Raw genomic sequence first — 16,451 nt, 5'->3', positions numbered from 1 at the left:
GGCGATCGCCGGAGTCCTCCGGCAGACAGGAGCGGAAAGTGCGTGTGGTCGTCATCGGTGCCACCGGGCATGTCGGCGGGTACTTGATCCCGCGGCTGGTTCAAGCAGGCCATGAGGTTATCGCCGTCAGCAGGGGACTGCGCTCGCCGTACCATGAGCATCCCGCGTGGGCCGAGGTTACCCGGATTACCGCAGACCGGGAGGCCGACGACGACGCCGGCACCTTCGGTGCCCGGATCGCTGATCTGCACGCCGCCGTCGTGATTGACATGATCTGCTTTACCCCATCCTCCGCGCAGCAGCTTGCGGACGCGCTCCGCCGCGCCGGCAGCCTGCTGATCCACTGCGGAAGCATTTGGGTGCACGGGCCGGCGGTGGAGGTCCCGGTGACCGAGGATGCCGCCCGGCGCCCGAGCGGCAGTTACGGCATCGGCAAAGCCGCGATCGAGGAACTCCTATGGCGTGAGTCCCGATCCGGACTGCGCGCGGTCATCCTTCATCCCGGGCATATCAGCGGTCCCGGGTGGCCGGTAATCAATCCTGCGGGCAACCTGGATCCGGGCGTCTGGCGGCAACTGGCGCGCGGCGAGCGGGTCACGCTGCCCAATTTCGGGCTGGAAACCGTCCATCATGTCCATGCCGACGATGTTGCGCAGGCCTTCCAGCTCGCCCTGGACCCGCCGGAGGCAGCCATCGGGGAGAGCTTCCATGTAGTGTCGCCGCGGGCGTTGACCCTGCGCGGTTTCGCCGAAGCTGCGGCGGGCTGGTTCGGACGCGAGGCGAACCTGAACTGTGTGCCGTTTGAACAGTTCCGGCAGATGACGGCAACCGAGCACGCCGACGTTACCTACGAGCATATCTCGCGCAGTCCATCCATGAGCATCGCCAAGGCCGGCGACCTTCTGGGCTACGCGCCGCGGTACACCTCGCTGCAGGCGGTGGCGGAAGCGGTGCATTGGCTGCACCGCAATGGCCGGCTGGCCCTCGGCCCGGTGGCCGCCCACTGGCCCGAGGCCCAGCCGGAAGCCGACTAACGGTCCCGCTGGCAGCCCCGTCGGGCACACAGGGCTCCGCCGCCATTGACGACGTCGTCACCGTTTCGCCTGCAGCGCTCGCGGCCGGGGGTCGGCTCCTGCGCACCTTCGGTGGAGCGCTTCGAGCGCCCGAAGACCAGCCGGCGGATCCGCCCGCCCTGGCACATAACGACCATCCGACCGCCGTCCGGGCGCGCGCTGCGACCGGCCCTCACCCGTGGCGTACTCCGTGGCCGGCCAGCACTGCCCGATATCCCTCGCGGTAGCTGGGATACATGAAGTTAAATCCGGTGGCGCGCAGCAGGGCATTGCTGCAGCGCTTGCTGGCGCGCACGGCAGCACCGGCGGCTCCGACGGGAGGCTGCGGCAGCCCGAGTTCGCCGGCCAAAAAGGTCAGGACGTCGCCGAGCTCCGCCGGGGAGTCGTCGGTGCCGAGATAGATGGTGCCGGGGGACGGCACCGCGGTGGTCAGGTGAACGATTGCGGCGGCGGCGTCGTCACGGTGGATGCGGTTGGTGCACTGGGGCCCCTCGGGGATCCGGGCGCTGCCACTGGACACCTGGTCGATCAGCATCGTGCGTCCTGGTCCGTAAATTCCGGCCAAACGCAGTACGACGGCGTCGGGCCGGATTGCGTGCAGCAGTTCCTCGGCTTCGCGCAGGATCCGGGCGGTCGCCGTCGCCGGCTCGGGCGGGGTCTGTTCATCAACACTCCCGCCGCCGGATCGACCGTAGACCGCCGTGGAGGAAACGAAGAGGACCCGCTCCGGCCGGACGACGTCGCGCTCGAAGGCACCGAGCACCTTTGCCACGACGTCCAGGTAGCTGGCACGGTACGCCGCCTCGGTCCGCTCACCAGCCGCGGTGGTGAAGACGACAATCCGGGCGTCTGCGGGAACCGCCGGCAGCTCCCCGGTCAGGTCCACGGCCTCCCCTTCGATGCCCGACGGCAGGTTCTGCGGCCGACGCCGCCATCCCACGACCCGGTGGCCTGCCGCAGCAAACCGCAGGCCCGCCTCCGTGCCGAGGTCACCGCAGCCGGCAATAAGCACCGTCATGTCTGTCCCGCATCCCCTCCCGCGCCCCGGTGCCGGCTTGTGCGGCGACCCGGTTCCGCTGATGTCGTAGTCTCGCAATTCTATGCCGTCTCCGGGAGGACCACCGTCAATAGTGCCGGACCGTGTACGCGGCCGCGTCGTGGCGGCGGGTACCCAAGTTCCGACCAGGCGCGGGCGGCGGCGGGCCCGGCGTCCGGTCCTGGTCCTCTTGCCCACGGCGGGAACCAGAGGCGGTAGCGTAGGCCTTCGCAGCTCTGCGCCCTGGCAGGCCTATGGAGGGAGTCACCGCGTGAAACGCACGTTCAGCGTCTCAGACAGCATCATCATCGGCGCCGGTCCAGCCGCGCTCTACGACCGGATCAGCGACGTGGCGCGGATGGGGGAGTGGAGCCCGGAAAACCGTGGCGCGACCGTCCATGACGACCGCGCGAATGCGTATGTGGGCATGGTCTTCGACGGGCGCAACAAGCGCGGGCGGTTTGGATGGACGACTCAGTGCACCGTGACCGCGGCGGAGCGGGGACGGAAATTCCGTTTCAGGGTGCATGCCATCGGGCTCGAGACTCCGCGGCTGCGCGGACCAATTGCCACCTGGGAGTATCGTTTTGAGCCCGCGGAAGCGGGGACGCGGGTAACGGAAACCTGGACCGACGACAGGCGGGCCTGGCCCGATGTGGCCGCCCTGATATTCGACGCGGTCGTCACCCGTGGCCGGACTTTCGCCGGATTTCAACGTGGCAACATCCGCAGGACACTGCAGAACCTCAAGACCGCTGCGGAGGGTTGATGCACGGTAGGGCCCGCGCAGGGCAAGGGCACGGCACGGCACGGCACGGGCGTAGTGCTGCAGAGCGGAGAGTACGCTCTGACCATGGCTGAATTTCCCCTTCCCCCGGCCACCCAACGGTTGCGGCTCCGCCGCTTCACGGCCGCCGATCTTGATCCGTTCTTCGCATACCAGTCGCTGCCCGATACCGCGCGGTACCTACTGAACGAGCCGAGGAGCTACACCGAGTGCATGGCACGGATCGCGATGTACGTCGACGCCGGATTCAGCAAGCCCGGTGATTGGGCGGCGTTTGCCATCGAGGCGGCCGACAAACCCGGGTTTCTCGGCGAGATCGCCCTGAAATGGGATCTGGGCGGGGACAAAGAGCCCAAAACCGGCGAGATCGGCTGGACGTTAACCCCGGCAGGACGGGGCAATGGTTACGCGACCGAGGCGGCGGCGGCCGTGCTTGACCTGGCCTTTGGTCAGCTGAATTTCCACCGGGTACAGGCCCGATTGGACGAACGTAACACTGCCTCGACGGCCGTCTGCGAGCGCTTGGGGATGCTCCGCGAAGCCCGGCTGGCGGAGAACTATTTCCTCAAGGGTGAGTGGACCACCGAGTTGATTTACGCGGTGCTGGCCAGGGACTGGAAGGCTCACTGACCGTCAGCAAGCGTACTTTTCTTGGGTAATCCCATATGGGACCTCATTGCTGACGGCGACCGTAAAGGAAGCTAAGCCCTCTCGGGTGACCAGGATGCCACGCCGGCGGTCCTTCATCGCGTTCTCCCGCGCCATGTCGACGGCCGCGCTGATTTCGTCGTCCATGTTGGCTTTGTCGTTGACCGTTACCCGCAGGGTATGGTCTGAAGTGGTTTCAATCATGGTGTTTCCGATTCTGATCGTTGTGTCCGCGCCGATCTGTGGCCGACGCCGCCGTTGGGCTTTATCCCTTGACTGGGGCGAAACTGTCGAGGGTTTAAAGCAGGCGGTCCGCCGTGGCGGACCGTTAAAAGTGTGCAGGACGCCCAACCCAAAAAGCAAACAGGGATGAGAATGCCCCATGACTTCGGCCCACCCCATGCCCGTCCACCGCTGCCCGCACGCCCGGTCCGGTAAGCGCTCCTAAGTCCGGAGCGCTTACCCGAGAGCGTCCAGCGCCTGATCAATCGGCGTGCCACCCTTGTTGAACGGAATTGTCCTGCCGGCGGTCCCGGGTCGGTCCAGTACGCCGGCCGCCACGCGTGCCACGTCCTGGCGAGCCACGTCCGTGCCTTCGAGGTCCGGTCCTGTTTCGATTAATCCGGTGCCCTCGGCCAGGGTCAGCGTGCTGGGAGCCAGAATGGTCCATGCGAGAGACGTGCCCCGCAGGTAGCTGTCCGCGGCCGCCTTGGCCTCGGCATAGGCGAAGAAGCTGTTGTCTTCGGGCACGCCGTGGTCCGGCCGGGCGCCCAGGTAGGACACTATGACATAGCGCCGCACGCCCGCTTCCCCCGCGGCATCCATGGTCCGGATCGCCGCGTCCCGGTCCACGGCGTACGTGCGGGGCGCCGAGCCGCCGCCCGCTCCGGCGGAAAAGACAATGGCATCGTGTCCGGCGAGTTTGTCCGTCAGCTGCGCAACGGAAAGGTTCTCGATGTCGGCGATGACGGCGGTGGCGCCCGTTGCCGTGACGTCGTCGCCGTGCGCGGGGTTGCGGAACAGGGAGCTTACTTCGTGTCCTGCGCCGGTGAGAATCCGGGCGAGTTCCAGGGCGATCTTGCCGTGGCCTCCGATGAGGGCAATACGAGACATTGTGGTTCCTTCCGTTGCTTCCATGAGCCACTCTAATAACACGGGGTCTGCGCTTAACCATTCTCGTTGTCTTCCATTCTCGGTGCCGCTGCCGACCGGCCGTCCGTGGCCGGGGAATTTACCGGCGTGGCTGGTGGACCTGGAACCTGAAACCGTCCCAAACCCTGCGGACGGCCGGGCCCGGCGGAGCGGACGGCCGGGCCCGATGGAGCGGACGACCGCAGACCCAATAGAGTAGGGCGCATGGCTGATGCTCCGGATTCCGACCCGACCGCACTACATTCGCAGGCGCTGCTGCGGCTGGCACGGGGGCACGGAGTGGGCACGTCCCAGCGCGGCTGGGACGGCATTGAGCGGCAGGTCGCGGCCGCCACCCTGCGCCGGATCCTGCGGGCCCTGGATGTTCCGGCGGACACGCCGGAGGAAATCCGCAGCTCCCTGTTGAAGCAGGACCAGGCGCCGTGGCGGCGCTTGCTGCCTCCCGTCGTCGTTCTTCAGGAAGGGCAGGAATTCCACGTCCCCGTCCACGTCACCCATGGCAGCGAGGTCAGCGTCTGGATTACCGCCGAGGACGGCGGCCACCGCGATGTGCTGCAGCGCGACGACTGGGTGGAGCCCCGGGAAGTTGACGGCGTCCTCACCGGCCGGGCCACCTTCGCTGTGCCGGAGGACCTGCCGCTGGGATGGCACGTACTCCATGCCCAGAACGACGGCGATTGGGCCGAGTGCGCTCTGGTGATCACGCCGCGGCGGCTGGGCACGACGGCGGAACTGGCCGGGCACCGCAGCTGGGGTCTGACCGCACAGCTGTATTCCGTCCGGTCCACGCGTTCCTGGGGGATCGGCGATTTCGCCGACCTGGCGGACCTGGCGGTGATTTCCGGTGCGCAGCACGGAGCCGGATTTGTGCTGGTCAACCCGCTGCACGCTGGCGGGCCGGTGCCTCCGGTGGAACCCTCACCCTACCTGCCCAGCACCCGGCGATTCTTTCATCCGCTGTACATCCGCGTCGAGAATATCCCGGAGTACGGCTACCTCCCGGCCGGTCCCAGGGCCGAGGTCGAGTTGCTCGCCGAACGCCTCCATCGGTCAAACCATGAGGCGGACATGTTGGACCGCGATGCCACGTATGCGGCGAAGCTCGCCGCGCTGGAACATATCCACGCGGTCAAACTCGGTCCGGCGCGGGCGCGTGAATTCAAGACATTCGTGACGTTCCACGGACAGGGCTTGGAGGATTTTGCGCTCTGGTGCGCCCTTACCGAGAAGTTCCCCCCCGGGTGCTCCGGAGTGGGCGGATCGGCTCGCAGGTCCGCAGACGGTCTACGCAGAGGCGCAGCGGGAGGAATTGGGAGAGCGGATAGGTTTTTACCGCTGGATGCAGTGGATCTGCGATCAGCAGCTCCAGACGGCGCAGCGGGCAGCGAAGGACGCTGGGATGCGGATCGGCGTCGTGCATGATCTGGCCGTGGGGGTGGATGCCCGCGGGGCCGATGCGTGGACCCTCAACGGCGTGCTGGCCCACGGCGTCACGGTGGGTGCGCCACCGGATATGTTCAACCAGCAGGGACAGAACTGGAGCCAGCCCCCATGGCATCCCGCGCGGCTGGAGGAAGCCGGCTACCTCCCGTACCGGGACATGCTCCGCACCATTCTCCGGCACGCCGGCGGCATCCGGGTGGACCACATTCTGGGGCTTTTCCGGCTCTGGTGGATCCCGGCGGGAGCCGGCCCGGGCGAGGGCGCCTACGTCTATTACAATCATGAGGCGCTGATCGGGATACTCGCGCTGGAGGCCCAGCGGGCGGGGGCGGTCGTGATCGGCGAGGATCTGGGAGTCTTTGAGCCCTCCGTCCAGGACTACCTGGCCGAGCGCGGAATCTTCGGGACGTCCATCCTATGGTTCGAAAGCGAGCACGGGGCACCGTTGCCGCCGGAGAAATACCGACAGGCCTGCCTCACCAGCGTCAACACCCACGACCTCCCGCCCACGGCCGGGTATTTGGCAGGCGAACACGTGGCGCTGCGGGAATCGTTGGGGCTGCTCAGCCGGCCGGTGGAACTGGAGCGCGCCGCGGACGCAGCCTCGCAGGAAGCCGTTTTTGCCCTCCTGCGCGCGCGCGGATTCCTGCCGGTGGACGAGCACGAGGCCGATGCGGCCGGCGACGGTGCCCGGGACAGGCCTGCAGCAGACGCGGGAGCCAACGACGAAGGACGGGCCCCGGTTCCTGAGGAAGCCCGCGTGCAGCGGACCGTGGAGGCACTGTACGCCTTCACCGCTGCGACGCCGTCGTCATTGCTCGGTGTCGCACTGGTGGACGCCGTCGGCGAGCGGCGGACGCAGAACCAACCTGGCACCCACGACGAATATCCGAACTGGCGCATCCCGCTGGCAGGTCCGGACGGAAAGGCTGTTCTGATCGACGAACTGGCCGATAACCGGCGCTTTGCCGCACTGGTGGCGGCGGTGCAGGAGCCCGTCAGTGATCCGAAACCCGGAAGCGCTCCGGGACCGTAGCCCTGAGCATTTCGTCAAGCCCGGCAATTTGTCTCTGCGCCCGCTCCAGCAGGGCTCCGACCCGGTCTTTGTCAATGCGCTGGTCTTCCTGCGCGAGGGTGAGCAGCGTCTTCCAGAGCAGGGATTTTCCGGTCACCGCGCTCAACAGCGCCTCCAATTCCAGCTGACTGCCCAGACCGCCCCTGCGGTGCAGCGGGTTCAGCGGACCCAGCTTGGAGGCCTGCGCGCCAACCCAAGCCGCGGCCTCCTTGTACGCTGGCATGTGCAGGCCCAGCTCGTGGCTGATGGTTTCCAGCGATTCCTTGTCAGCGGCCACGTCCGCCGTCATCCGCGTGAGCTGCTCTTCGAGGCCGGTTCCGTTCCACGTTTTCACCGATTGTTCGAACAACCGCTCGCCGGAGGATGCCGCCACCAGGTGGATGTGCAGGTAGCCGGCCAGGACGTCGTCGTCCGTCCCGCCCTTGGAAGGCTGATTGCTGTCCATGTGGTCTCCTTGAGTGACGTTGCGCTTATCGCTACCCAGTATCCCGCCAACCCGCCCATTTCGCCAGCATGCTTAGCACCTGGCGGCCGGAGGGGTTAGGTTTAGGCTCAGGCCGGATTTCGGCCGGATGCATGGGCATGCCAAACCGGACGATGCAACCGGGCGACAGGTCGATGTATCCCAATGGACCGGTCGCATGCCGGGGGCAACGAGGAGGTTGTGGTGAAGGCTTTGACATGGCAGGGACGGCGATCACTGAGTGTGGAGGAGGTGCCGGATCCGGTCATCCAGGAACCGACGGATGCGGTGATCCGAGTCACCTCCAGTGCAGTCTGTGGCTCCGATCTGCATCTGTACGAGGTGCTGGGTCCATATATGCATAAAGGCGACGTGCTGGGCCACGAACCCATCGGAATCGTGGAGGAGCTGGGCACCGGCATCACGAACCTGCACAAGGGCGACCGCGTCGTCATTCCCTTCAATATTTCCTGCGGGCACTGTTACATGTGCTCAAAGGGGCTGCAGTCACAGTGCGAAGTGACGCAGGTCCGCAAGCAGGGCACTGGGGCGGCGATTTTTGGCTATTCCGAACTCTACGGTTCCGTCCCCGGCGGCCAGGCGCAGTACCTGCGCGTCCCGCACGCCGACTACGGTCCGATCAAGGTGGGGCAGGAGCTTCCGGACGAACGGTATCTTTTCCTCTCCGACATTCTCCCCACGGCGTGGCAGGCTGTGCAGTATGCCGATGTACCCGACGGCGGCACCTTGGCCGTTCTTGGGCTGGGACCGGTGGGCCAGTTCGCCACCCGCATCGGCAGGCACCTCGGCTTTCGGGTCATTGGCGTCGATCCGGTCACCGAACGCCGGACCATGGCTAGCCGGCACGGAGTGCAGACGCTCGATTATGCCCAGGACATCGGCGACAGGCTCCGTGACCTGACATACGGGAGAGGCCCCGACGCGGTGGTGGACGCCGTTGGCATGGAAGCCCACGGCGCACCCTTGGAGGCCTTCGCACAGACCGCCGCCGGACTGCTGCCGGACAAACTGGCCAGAAAGGCCATCGAAACGGTCGGAGTGGACCGGATGAGCGCACTCCATGCCGCGCTGGAGGCGGTCCGCCGCGGTGGAACGGTGTCCTTGAGCGGAGTCTACGGAGGCCGGATCAGCCCCATGCCGCTGATGACCATGTTCGATAAGCAGGTCCAGCTGCGGATGGGACAGTGCAACGTCAAACGCTGGATTGACGAGTTGCTGCCCTTGGTTGAAGACGCTTCGGACCCGCTGGGTGTGACGGATCTGGTGACTGACACGGTCGGACTGGACGAGGCGCCTGCCATGTATGAGAAGTTCCAAAAGAAAGAAGGCGGCTGCATTAAGGTGGTACTGCGGCCCTGGCAGCCCACAGTGAACTGACAGGGGCCTACAGCGGAACTCCGCCGGGGCCCGGCACTAGCCGGGCCCCAAGCGCAGATCCGTAAGGTCTAGCTGGACTGCAGGTTGTCGCGTGCCTCCTGGGCGCGGCCGCCCACATCAGAGGCAGCGGAGGTGGCCTCCGATTTGATCGTTTCCGCGGAATGCTGAGCCGTGCCCTTGACCTCCTCCACGGCATTCCGAGCTGGCTCCTGCATATCGCCCGCGACCTGTTTCGCCGCATCCGTGACCTCGTCGATCAACGGCTGTGCTTTGTCCTTTGCCACCGAGGCGAGGTGCTTTTCGGCATCGCTGGCCGGAATCAGTGCCGACAAGAGCCAACCGGCGCCGAAGGCGATCAGACCCGCGGCCAAGGGATTGCCTTGGGTTTGTGAGCTGATTTTGCCGGGCATCGAACGGACGGTCTCGCCGGCGTCCTGTGCCGTTTGCTGCGCTGAATCCGAGGCGTCATCAGCAGCCCCCATGATCCGCTCCTTGGTCTGGCGGAGCGTGTTGCGGACCTTCTCGGTCTGGCGGTGGGCCACGTTGGCCGGATTGACCTTGTCGGCCATTGCGTCGACGTCGGTGCTCAACCGGCCTCGGGTATTGTCAATTTCCCGTCGGATTTCCTCAGGTGTCTGGCTCATGACTAGTCCTTTCCGGGCTTCAGCGCCGCGGGGATTTCTTGAACGGTTTCGGTGGTGCGGGGAAGCCCGCGGATGGCTGATATCTCGCGCTTACCCATGAATGCCAGAATGGCGGCGATGATGGCCCAAATGACGGCCACAATCACGGCCGACCATCCAGCGCTGAGCGGTTGTGCCAGGGCTGCCCACAGCGCAACGGAGAGGAAGAGCAGGCAGAACCGTGCGGCCTCCGACGCGCCGGCGAACATTCCCGCGCCTTTTCCCGCCCGGCTGGCCGACTCGCGGAGTTCGGCCTTGGCGAGTTCCACCTCCTGCCTCATCAGGGTGGAAATATCCTGGCTGACTTCGCCGAGCAGATCGCCGAGCGACGTCGATGTGGCCTTGGCCTCGGCCGCGCTCGTACGTTCAGGTATCTGACCACCGGCGGCCGTTGCCCCCGACGAGGAGTGCAGCGGGTCGGTCATGGCAACCGCCCCTCGGTGCCGTCGGGGCCCTCCGGCAGCGGCGGATACACCGTGGGTGGAACCCCACCGGACGCCGGATCGTAGCCGATCGTGGCATCGTCGTCCGCGAAGGTCTCCAGGGACGCGGAGGATTCATACAACCCGGCATCGGCCGTTCCGGGGGTCCCCGCTCCGGCCGGATATCCCGAAGTCAGATGGTACTCGGCGGTCGGCGGCACCTTGATGGCCTCCGGCGGCGCAACCCTGGGAGCCGGGGGCAGCGTCGTGCCCGTTCGGCTTCCGTAGCCGGTATCCTGATCATTGGAACCTCCCGCCAGGCCGCGGGTCATCCGCCCTGCGAGCAGCCCTGCGCCTGCTGCCACGGCCAGGAACATCCCCGGGCGGCGCCGGGCAAAGCGCTTTACCTCGTCCACCAGGGATCCCGGGTCCCGTTCGTCCAGCCAGCCCGCGGCGTCGCCAGCCCTGCGGGCCGCCTCGTGGACCCAGCGCGTCGCGGTGCCGGCCTCCTGCGTATTATTGTCGGCCATGCCTCTGAGTTCGTCACCGATGGAACGCAGCCCTTCGGCGACTTTTTGCTGCTGCGCTCCGGCCTGGGTTCTAAGGTCATCGCCAAGTTCGCCGACCAGGTTCTTCGCCTGCCGGCCTGCTTCCTGTGCCACGTTTTTAGCCTCGTCGCCGGCAACTTGCGCGACGTGCCCCCCGGCTTCGGCGCCCTCGCGGCCGACCTCCTGCGCCTCGTTCTTGGCGCTCGGAGTATTTGAAGGCGAAGCCGGGGTGTTTGCAGGTGAAGTCGGGGTACTTGCAGGCGAGGTCGGAGTATCTGCGGTTGAATCTGCTGGCCAATTACTGCTGTTCATCTTGATTCCTCCGTTGGAATGAGCCGACGCCGGCAACCGGGTGGTTACCGTGCAGCGGGCTTTGAGCGGCTGGATTGAAGATCGGCGAAAGACGCCGACACCGTTCTGCGCGTACTCAAATGCTAACCATAAGCGTACTTATTTAATCAAGACCGGAAGCGGATTTTCAGTTATCCGTTTTTGCGGCCGCCGTGGTCCGCCCCTTTCCGATTCGCGCCCTCCTGCTTCTGCTGCGGCTGCGAACGGCGGAGTGCGCGGCCCTGCGCGACGTCGTCGGCAATTTTTTCCTCCCTTTTCTCGCTTTGCCTGGTATCGCGGGGCGGCAGCTGGATCGACTCTTCCGCTGCAATGCCTGCCTGCAGCTCCCTCCCGCGCTCAACTTCGGCGTCGAACTCGGCTCCGAAGAGCAAAGACATGTTAAGAATCCAGAGCCAGAGCAGGGCGACGATTACACCGCCGATGGTGCCATAGGTTTTGTCATAGTGGCTAAAATTGGCCACATAAAAGGCAAAGCCGAGCGAAGCAAGAACGAAAATGATCAGGCTGATCAGCGAGCCCAGGCTCATCCACCGGAATTTCGGCTGCTTCACGTTGGGGGTGGCGTAGTACAAAATCGCGATGACGACGATGACGAGGAAGACGAGCACCGGCCATTTGACAATGTTCCACACCAACACAGCGGCGCTGCCCAGTCCTATGGCGTCTCCCACGGCCTGTGCCACCGGTCCGGACAGGACCAGCATGAGGCCCATCAGTGCCACCAGGACGATGGCCAGGGCCGTCACGGCAAGCATGGTCGGGCGCAGCTTCCAGAACGGGCGCCCCTCGTCAATCTCGTAGATCCGGTTCATGCCCCGCCCGAACGCACCCACATAACCGGAGGCGGACCACAGTGCAACCACAATCCCGCTGATCAAGGCGAATCCGGCAGCGGACGAATGTGTGAGCGCAGTGAGTGGACCTCTGATCATCTCCACCGTGGATCCGGGGGCAATTTTCTGCACAATTTCCAGCGCCGCCGCCGTGGTCTTCTCGGCCTCCCCCACGATTCCCAGCAGTGAAATCAGGGCGAGCAGGGCGGGGAAAACCGCAAGGACCGCATAATAGGTAAGTCCGGCGGCAAGGTCCGGACACTGGTCCTTTGTGAACTCACGCAGGGTCTTTTTTCCAATGAAAGCCCAGGATTGTTTGCTGACTTCTGTCGGCGAATCGGGTTTCCGGGCGTCGTCAGGGGCGGGTGCTGTGCGGGCCCTGTCGGCGCTGGAATCCGTTTTATCCGTGCTCATCTGAGTCCTCCGTACGGCCGCGACACTGGTGGTGCCCTTAACTGTGGTCTGGATCCGGCCGCTGGTCAACTGCTAAGTGACCTGAGCAACTGCAGCCGGGACCGGACAGTGCTTTAATGCAGTGCCTCAATAAGGGCGCTGGGAGGTGCAGCCCGGTGAGGCCGACGGTCCCGGTGACGTGACGCAAGGCGCCGTGACAGAACGCGGCCGCCGTCGCTTTTCTGCGGCCGGATCTGGCCGGTCTAGTCGGCCGCGATCAGGGCCTGCGGCGCAGCCTGCTTCATCCGTGTTGTCAGCCAGCGCAGCTGGGTGCTGGCTTCGCTTTCACAGCGGCCGACGACGTCCAGCAGTTCGGTGTCCCGCAGCCCCTGAGCGGCCTGCTGGACCATGGTCCAGGTGATGTCCACCAGGTTGGCCAGCAGGTACAGGTCCTGCAGGTCCCGCAGCAGGCCGACGGGTCCGCTGCGGGTTTCGGTCAGGCCATCAGCATGCAGCCGCTCCGGCTCGTCATCCTCGCTCACCTCCCCGTAGCGCGCGACGACGGGCTGCAGCGCCTGCTGATGGGCGTCGCATTGCTTGGCCAGCGTCAGGCAGAGGAAATGAATATCGGGTTCCGCCCCGTGGCCCTCGGCAATCTGGCGGTAGGATCGGGCCAGCGTGGCTTCGGCCTTGTGCAGGAGACCCAGATACATGGGAAGTTTCATGACAGCTCCCCGACTGTGGTTGCGGGAACTGCGGCTCCGAGGACTGGGCCTACGGAAACCGTGCCTGCGGAACCAGCGGGCAGGGCTTCCGGTGCGAACGTCTCCTGCGCCTGTGCCTCCGGCCCGCCAACCGTCACCGGAACGCTACCCGCCGACGCCGGCCGGGACGCCGTCGTCGTCGGAGCAGCGGAGGGTCCCGCTCCTGCGGCCACCCTTTCAACGTGTACAGCCGCACTTTTGAACACGGGCTGCTTGGAAACGGGGTCCCATTCAGTCATGGTCAGCTCGTTGGCTGCGCGCGGACGTCCGTCCGGGCTGCCGCCTTCGTCCCAGTATCCGTAGTGAAAGGGCGCGAAGACGGTTCCCGAGCGGATATCACCGACGCGCGCCGGGACCACGATTTCCCCGCGACGCGAACGGACCGAAACAATGTCGCCTTCGGCGATCCCCAGCCGTCCGGCATCCGACACCGACAGCTCAACCCAGGCATCCGGCGCGGCCCGGTTCAACGGCTTTGAGCGGGCGGTTTTGGTCCGGGTATGGAAGTGGTAGACGGTGCGGCCTGTGGTGTAGCGGAAGGGATAGTCCGCATCGGGTTCCTCATGAGGGGGCGAATACGGCGCCGTCTTGAAGAGGGCCCGCCCGGCCGGAGCCATGGCACGGAACGCCTGCGGTCCCACCGTGGCGCCGGTCAGCAGGTCATGACCATACGTTTCGCAATAGTCCGGGTTTGAGGGGAAAATACCGTCTCCGTAGAGCCGCTTCGTGCCGTCGGGATGCTCCTCGTTGCAGGGCCATTGAATGCCACTTCCCCCGCGGAGCTTCGAATAGCTGATCCCCGTGTAGTCGCACGGCCGGCCCCGGCTGCAGTCCTGCCAAGCCCCGTAGGCGTCTTCCGGACCAACCCAGTCCAGCAGCGGGGCTCCGCCCTTGTTCCGGAAATCCATCCGGCGGGAGTAATCCAGGAAAATATCCAGATCGCTGCGTGCTTCCCCGGGCGGTTCAACCGCCTGGTCCGACAGGTGCACCGTGCGGCTGGCGTTGGTGAAAGTCCCGGTCTTTTCGCCCCAGCCGGCGGCGGGCAGCACCACGTCCGCATACTGCGCGGTTTCGGTCATATACAAGTCCTGCACGACCACAAAGAGCCCGGGACTGGCCAGGATTTTCCGGATCCGGGGGAGCTCCGGCATGGAAACGGCCGGATTGGTCGCAGAGATCCACAGAAATCCGATGGATCCCTGCTCCGCGTAGCGGAAGATCTGCATTGCATGGGTGGGCGGGGCCCAGTGCGGGATCACCTGCGGATCCACATTCCACAGGGCCGCCAGTTCGTTGACGTGGTCGGGGTTTTCCCAGTTTCGGAAGCCCGGCAGATCGCCGTCGGCCCCGCACTCGCGGTTGTTCTGCGCGGTGGGCTGACCGTTCATCTGCAGTATCCCGCAGCCGGGCCGGCCGATCATGCCGCGCAGCAGGTGCAGATTGTTGACCTGGCAGGACGAGGCGGTGGCCTGCGATGACTGGTAAAATCCCTGCAGCACGGTGGATACAACCCGCCGCGAGGTTCCGAAGATCTCCGCGGCGCGGCGGACGTCGTCGGCTTCCACCCCGCAGGTCCGTGCCACCTCCTCGGGCGTCCATGGCTGCACCGCGGCGCTGAGCTCCTCGACATTGAGCGTGTGGTGGGCGACGAAATCCTCATCGATCCAACCGTGGGCAAACAATTCGCGGACCAGGCCGTGCATCAGGGCAAGGTTGGTCCCGGGTTTCAGCGCCAGATGTACGTCCGCGAGGCGTGCGACTTCCGTTTCCCGCGGATCAACGCAGACGACGGCGGGCCGGTCCGGACCGGTGACCCGATCCAGTACGCGGGACCACAGCACGGTCTGCGTTTCGGCCATATTGTGGCCGTAGAGGAACAAGGCATCGCATTCGTCGATGTCGGTATAGCAGCCGGGCTGCCCGTCGGATCCGAAGGACTCCTTCATCGCCGCGGCGGCAGTGGCGGTGCACAGCCTGGTGTTGCCGTCCATATGCGGGGTCCCGATGCCACCCTTGCCGATCACGCCCAGTGCGTAGTACTCCTCGATGAAGAGCTGACCGCTGGTGTAAAAGGCGTGTGAGAGCGGGCCCTTATCTGCCAGCAGCGACCGGCTTCTGGCAACGATGCGTTCCATCGCGGTGTCCCAGTCGGTCTCGACGAGCCGGCCGTTTTCCCGGATCATGGGGCGGGTCAGGCGTTCCTTGGTGGCAACACCCTGCCAGCTGGCAAGGAGTCCTTTAGGTCCCAGCCGGCCGTGGTTGACGGCGTCGACAGCCCGGCCCCGGACGCCGACCATGGCACCGTCCTTCACGGCGATGTCCATGCCGCAACCATTGCTGCATAAGACGCATGCGGACTGGACCCACCGGTCCACATCCGCTTCGCCGACGCCGTCGGCCAGCAGCTGGTCGACCCTGACCGGCCAACTCTCGCCGCGGGCAAACGGTGTCCGTGTGCCCCAAATGTCCGCAATCCGGTCAACCATCGCTCAACCTCTCCACCGTCGTGACGGGCCTCCTGCACCGTCGTGACGGCACCGGTTCCACCTTCGTGACGGCGCCCTCTACCCTTCGTGACGGCACCGGTTCCGATCAGGCTATACCTGATGCTCCGTTCCTTGGGTCTCTGCTGCCGGCTTCGTCCCTCAGCGGTCTGCGCCCCGGGGTATGAAATCCCGGACTACGAATGGTTTGAACCGTTTTTGGCCTCGTCCCGAAGGTGCTGGCGCTGTTTTTCGAGCTGTTCTTCCCCCTCGTGCTCGGCGTCGTATAGCTTGGCGTTGCTGATTTGAAGCTCGAGCATGATCGCATCGAGCTTGACCTGAACGGCGGCGGTGTCACGGTTCTGCGTGTTTTTGAATGATGAAAACCATGAGGAACGTGATCATCGTGGTTCCCTTGTTGATGATCAGCTGCCAGGTGTCGGAGAAGCCGAGCAACGGTCCCGTCGCAGCCCAGATCGCGAGCACGGCCACTGCTGAGTTCGTGCGCTTCGATCCACGACGGTTTGGCTTTGCCCCTGATGATCAGAGGGCGGAGTTCCCGGTTGTATTTCTTCACGGGACATTGCCGCCGGCGATGCTGCTCATGTTCTCGTGGGCCAAAACTATGCCGGAATCCAGCGATCTTCCGGTCCGCCACGTTTTCCACGGCAAGCTGGTAAGGGGCTTTGAACACTACTGCTTTCATGAACATGTCCTTTCAAAAAGCTTGTCAGCCGCCTCGGGCCCATTCGTCCGGGCTTCGAGGGTCCCGCTGGGGATTATGCCTCTTTTAGTAAGCACGCTGATATGTTTCGTATAACCTCGCCGTATCCGACGGGGAGAGCACGGGCCGTGACTTGTCGTACACCCGCGCGGCTCCTGCAACAGTTACGGGTCCT

18 protein-coding genes and 1 pseudogene are annotated in these 16,451 nt (G+C 65.3%); 6 read left to right on the top strand and 13 right to left on the bottom strand.

Going from position 1 to position 16,451, the window contains the following annotated elements:
* The first annotated feature begins 38 nt into the window (after nt 1-38).
* Nucleotides 39-1,034 carry an NAD-dependent epimerase/dehydratase family protein gene (locus ACLLJI_RS12005; protein ID WP_434612536.1) on the top strand — a complete coding sequence of 332 codons (996 nt, stop codon included), beginning with the start codon at nt 39-41 and terminating at the stop codon, nt 1,032-1,034.
* Here ACLLJI_RS12005 and ACLLJI_RS12000 read toward each other — a convergent pair.
* Together ACLLJI_RS12000 and ACLLJI_RS11995 are read right to left on the bottom strand one after the other, a co-directional pair.
* On the bottom strand, nt 1,031-1,210 hold the full coding sequence (locus ACLLJI_RS12000; protein ID WP_434612534.1) for a hypothetical protein: 180 nt from the start codon (nt 1,208-1,210) through the stop codon (nt 1,031-1,033). The two genes, ACLLJI_RS12005 and ACLLJI_RS12000, sit on opposite strands and share 4 nt — an antisense overlap.
* A gap of 35 nt (nt 1,211-1,245) precedes the next feature.
* Nucleotides 1,246-2,091, bottom strand: coding sequence for an SDR family oxidoreductase (locus tag ACLLJI_RS11995; protein ID WP_434612532.1), 846 nt, complete (start codon nt 2,089-2,091; stop codon nt 1,246-1,248).
* Between the two features lie 289 nt (nt 2,092-2,380).
* Here ACLLJI_RS11995 and ACLLJI_RS11990 point away from each other — a divergent pair, with 289 nt between their 5' ends.
* Nucleotides 2,381-2,878 carry an SRPBCC family protein gene (locus ACLLJI_RS11990; RefSeq protein WP_434612530.1) on the top strand — a complete coding sequence of 166 codons (498 nt, stop codon included), beginning with the start codon at nt 2,381-2,383 and terminating at the stop codon, nt 2,876-2,878.
* Nucleotides 2,879-2,962: 84 nt separating this feature from the next.
* Nucleotides 2,963-3,526 (top strand): GNAT family N-acetyltransferase, encoded by a 564-nt coding sequence (locus tag ACLLJI_RS11985; protein WP_434612528.1) that lies wholly within the window; start codon nt 2,963-2,965, stop codon nt 3,524-3,526.
* Nucleotides 3,527-3,529: 3 nt separating this feature from the next.
* Here the strand turns inward: ACLLJI_RS11985 and ACLLJI_RS11980 are convergent, their stop codons facing one another.
* Nucleotides 3,530-3,748, bottom strand: coding sequence for a hypothetical protein (locus tag ACLLJI_RS11980; RefSeq protein WP_434612526.1), 219 nt, complete (start codon nt 3,746-3,748; stop codon nt 3,530-3,532).
* 255 nt (nt 3,749-4,003) lie between these two features.
* Nucleotides 4,004-4,657 carry an SDR family oxidoreductase gene (locus ACLLJI_RS11975; RefSeq protein ID WP_434612524.1) on the bottom strand — a complete coding sequence of 218 codons (654 nt, stop codon included), beginning with the start codon at nt 4,655-4,657 and terminating at the stop codon, nt 4,004-4,006.
* Between the two features lie 243 nt (nt 4,658-4,900).
* Here ACLLJI_RS11975 and ACLLJI_RS11970 point away from each other — a divergent pair.
* Nucleotides 4,901-5,869 (top strand): annotated as a pseudogene (locus ACLLJI_RS11970) (4-alpha-glucanotransferase); the annotation flags it as partial.
* A 28-nt stretch (nt 5,870-5,897) separates the two neighbouring features.
* A complete protein-coding gene (locus ACLLJI_RS11965) occupies nt 5,898-7,175 on the top strand; it encodes a 4-alpha-glucanotransferase (RefSeq protein WP_434612522.1) in 1,278 nt (425 codons plus the stop codon).
* Here the strand turns inward: ACLLJI_RS11965 and ACLLJI_RS11960 are convergent.
* Nucleotides 7,138-7,659 carry a hypothetical protein gene (locus tag ACLLJI_RS11960; protein WP_283560872.1) on the bottom strand — a complete coding sequence of 174 codons (522 nt, stop codon included), beginning with the start codon at nt 7,657-7,659 and terminating at the stop codon, nt 7,138-7,140. The two genes, ACLLJI_RS11965 and ACLLJI_RS11960, sit on opposite strands and share 38 nt — an antisense overlap.
* Before the next feature lie 222 nt (nt 7,660-7,881).
* On the opposite strand from ACLLJI_RS11960, the gene ACLLJI_RS11955 reads away from it, so the two are divergent.
* Complete coding sequence (locus ACLLJI_RS11955; protein WP_434612519.1) at nt 7,882-9,075, top strand: zinc-dependent alcohol dehydrogenase; 1,194 nt, start codon at nt 7,882-7,884, stop codon at nt 9,073-9,075.
* Nucleotides 9,076-9,143: 68 nt separating this feature from the next.
* Here the strand turns inward: ACLLJI_RS11955 and ACLLJI_RS11950 are convergent, their stop codons facing one another.
* The 8 genes from ACLLJI_RS11950 to ACLLJI_RS11915 all read right to left on the bottom strand — a co-directional run bounded on the left by ACLLJI_RS11950 (nt 9,144) and on the right by ACLLJI_RS11915 (nt 16,038).
* Nucleotides 9,144-9,719 carry a DUF3618 domain-containing protein gene (locus ACLLJI_RS11950; RefSeq protein ID WP_434612517.1) on the bottom strand — a complete coding sequence of 192 codons (576 nt, stop codon included), beginning with the start codon at nt 9,717-9,719 and terminating at the stop codon, nt 9,144-9,146.
* Between the two features lie 2 nt (nt 9,720-9,721).
* Nucleotides 9,722-10,183 carry a phage holin family protein gene (locus ACLLJI_RS11945; RefSeq protein ID WP_283560869.1) on the bottom strand — a complete coding sequence of 154 codons (462 nt, stop codon included), beginning with the start codon at nt 10,181-10,183 and terminating at the stop codon, nt 9,722-9,724.
* On the bottom strand, nt 10,180-10,842 hold the full coding sequence (locus ACLLJI_RS11940) for a hypothetical protein (RefSeq protein ID WP_434612515.1): 663 nt from the start codon (nt 10,840-10,842) through the stop codon (nt 10,180-10,182). The genes ACLLJI_RS11945 and ACLLJI_RS11940 overlap by 4 nt, the downstream gene beginning before the upstream one ends.
* Before the next feature lie 368 nt (nt 10,843-11,210).
* Entirely contained in the window at nt 11,211-12,326 is a 1,116-nt protein-coding gene (locus tag ACLLJI_RS11935; protein WP_434612513.1) for a YihY/virulence factor BrkB family protein, read from the bottom strand.
* 242 nt (nt 12,327-12,568) lie between these two features.
* The gene (locus ACLLJI_RS11930; RefSeq protein WP_283560866.1) at nt 12,569-13,030 is read right to left on the bottom strand and encodes a hypothetical protein; all 462 of its coding nucleotides are present in this window, start codon (nt 13,028-13,030) and stop codon (nt 12,569-12,571) included.
* On the bottom strand, nt 13,027-15,555 hold the full coding sequence (locus ACLLJI_RS11925) for a molybdopterin oxidoreductase family protein (RefSeq protein ID WP_434612510.1): 2,529 nt from the start codon (nt 15,553-15,555) through the stop codon (nt 13,027-13,029). The genes ACLLJI_RS11930 and ACLLJI_RS11925 overlap by 4 nt, the downstream gene beginning before the upstream one ends.
* 194 nt (nt 15,556-15,749) lie before the next feature.
* On the bottom strand, nt 15,750-15,872 hold the full coding sequence (locus ACLLJI_RS11920; RefSeq protein ID WP_434612508.1) for a hypothetical protein: 123 nt from the start codon (nt 15,870-15,872) through the stop codon (nt 15,750-15,752).
* A gap of 34 nt (nt 15,873-15,906) precedes the next feature.
* On the bottom strand, nt 15,907-16,038 hold the full coding sequence (locus ACLLJI_RS11915) for a low affinity iron permease family protein (RefSeq protein ID WP_434612506.1): 132 nt from the start codon (nt 16,036-16,038) through the stop codon (nt 15,907-15,909).
* Between the last annotated feature and the right edge of the window lie 413 nt (nt 16,039-16,451).

It is taken from the genome of Arthrobacter sp. A5 (assembly GCF_051131705.1).
In the GTDB taxonomy this organism is placed as follows: domain Bacteria; phylum Actinomycetota; class Actinomycetes; order Actinomycetales; family Micrococcaceae; genus Arthrobacter_M.
Note: the sequence above shows the minus strand (reverse complement) of the source record. Positions and strands in the feature narration are given on the sequence as shown.

What these genes read in the sequence shown, in the direction of transcription:
- ACLLJI_RS12000 (WP_434612534.1), bottom strand. Translation starts at nt 1,210, where the DNA reads ATGGTCGTTATGTGCCAGGGCGGGCGGATCCGCCGGCTGGTCTTCGGG.
- ACLLJI_RS11995 (WP_434612532.1), bottom strand. Translation starts at nt 2,091, where the DNA reads ATGACGGTGCTTATTGCCGGCTGCGGTGACCTCGGCACGGAGGCGGGC.
- ACLLJI_RS11985 (WP_434612528.1), top strand. Translation starts at nt 2,963, where the DNA reads ATGGCTGAATTTCCCCTTCCCCCGGCCACCCAACGGTTGCGGCTCCGC.
- ACLLJI_RS11980 (WP_434612526.1), bottom strand. Translation starts at nt 3,748, where the DNA reads ATGATTGAAACCACTTCAGACCATACCCTGCGGGTAACGGTCAACGAC.
- ACLLJI_RS11975 (WP_434612524.1), bottom strand. Translation starts at nt 4,657, where the DNA reads ATGTCTCGTATTGCCCTCATCGGAGGCCACGGCAAGATCGCCCTGGAA.
- ACLLJI_RS11960 (WP_283560872.1), bottom strand. Translation starts at nt 7,659, where the DNA reads ATGGACAGCAATCAGCCTTCCAAGGGCGGGACGGACGACGACGTCCTG.
- ACLLJI_RS11950 (WP_434612517.1), bottom strand. Translation starts at nt 9,719, where the DNA reads ATGAGCCAGACACCTGAGGAAATCCGACGGGAAATTGACAATACCCGA.
- ACLLJI_RS11945 (WP_283560869.1), bottom strand. Translation starts at nt 10,183, where the DNA reads ATGACCGACCCGCTGCACTCCTCGTCGGGGGCAACGGCCGCCGGTGGT.
- ACLLJI_RS11935 (WP_434612513.1), bottom strand. Translation starts at nt 12,326, where the DNA reads ATGAGCACGGATAAAACGGATTCCAGCGCCGACAGGGCCCGCACAGCA.
- ACLLJI_RS11930 (WP_283560866.1), bottom strand. Translation starts at nt 13,030, where the DNA reads ATGAAACTTCCCATGTATCTGGGTCTCCTGCACAAGGCCGAAGCCACG.
- ACLLJI_RS11925 (WP_434612510.1), bottom strand. Translation starts at nt 15,555, where the DNA reads ATGGTTGACCGGATTGCGGACATTTGGGGCACACGGACACCGTTTGCC.
- ACLLJI_RS11920 (WP_434612508.1), bottom strand. Translation starts at nt 15,872, where the DNA reads ATGCTCGAGCTTCAAATCAGCAACGCCAAGCTATACGACGCCGAGCAC.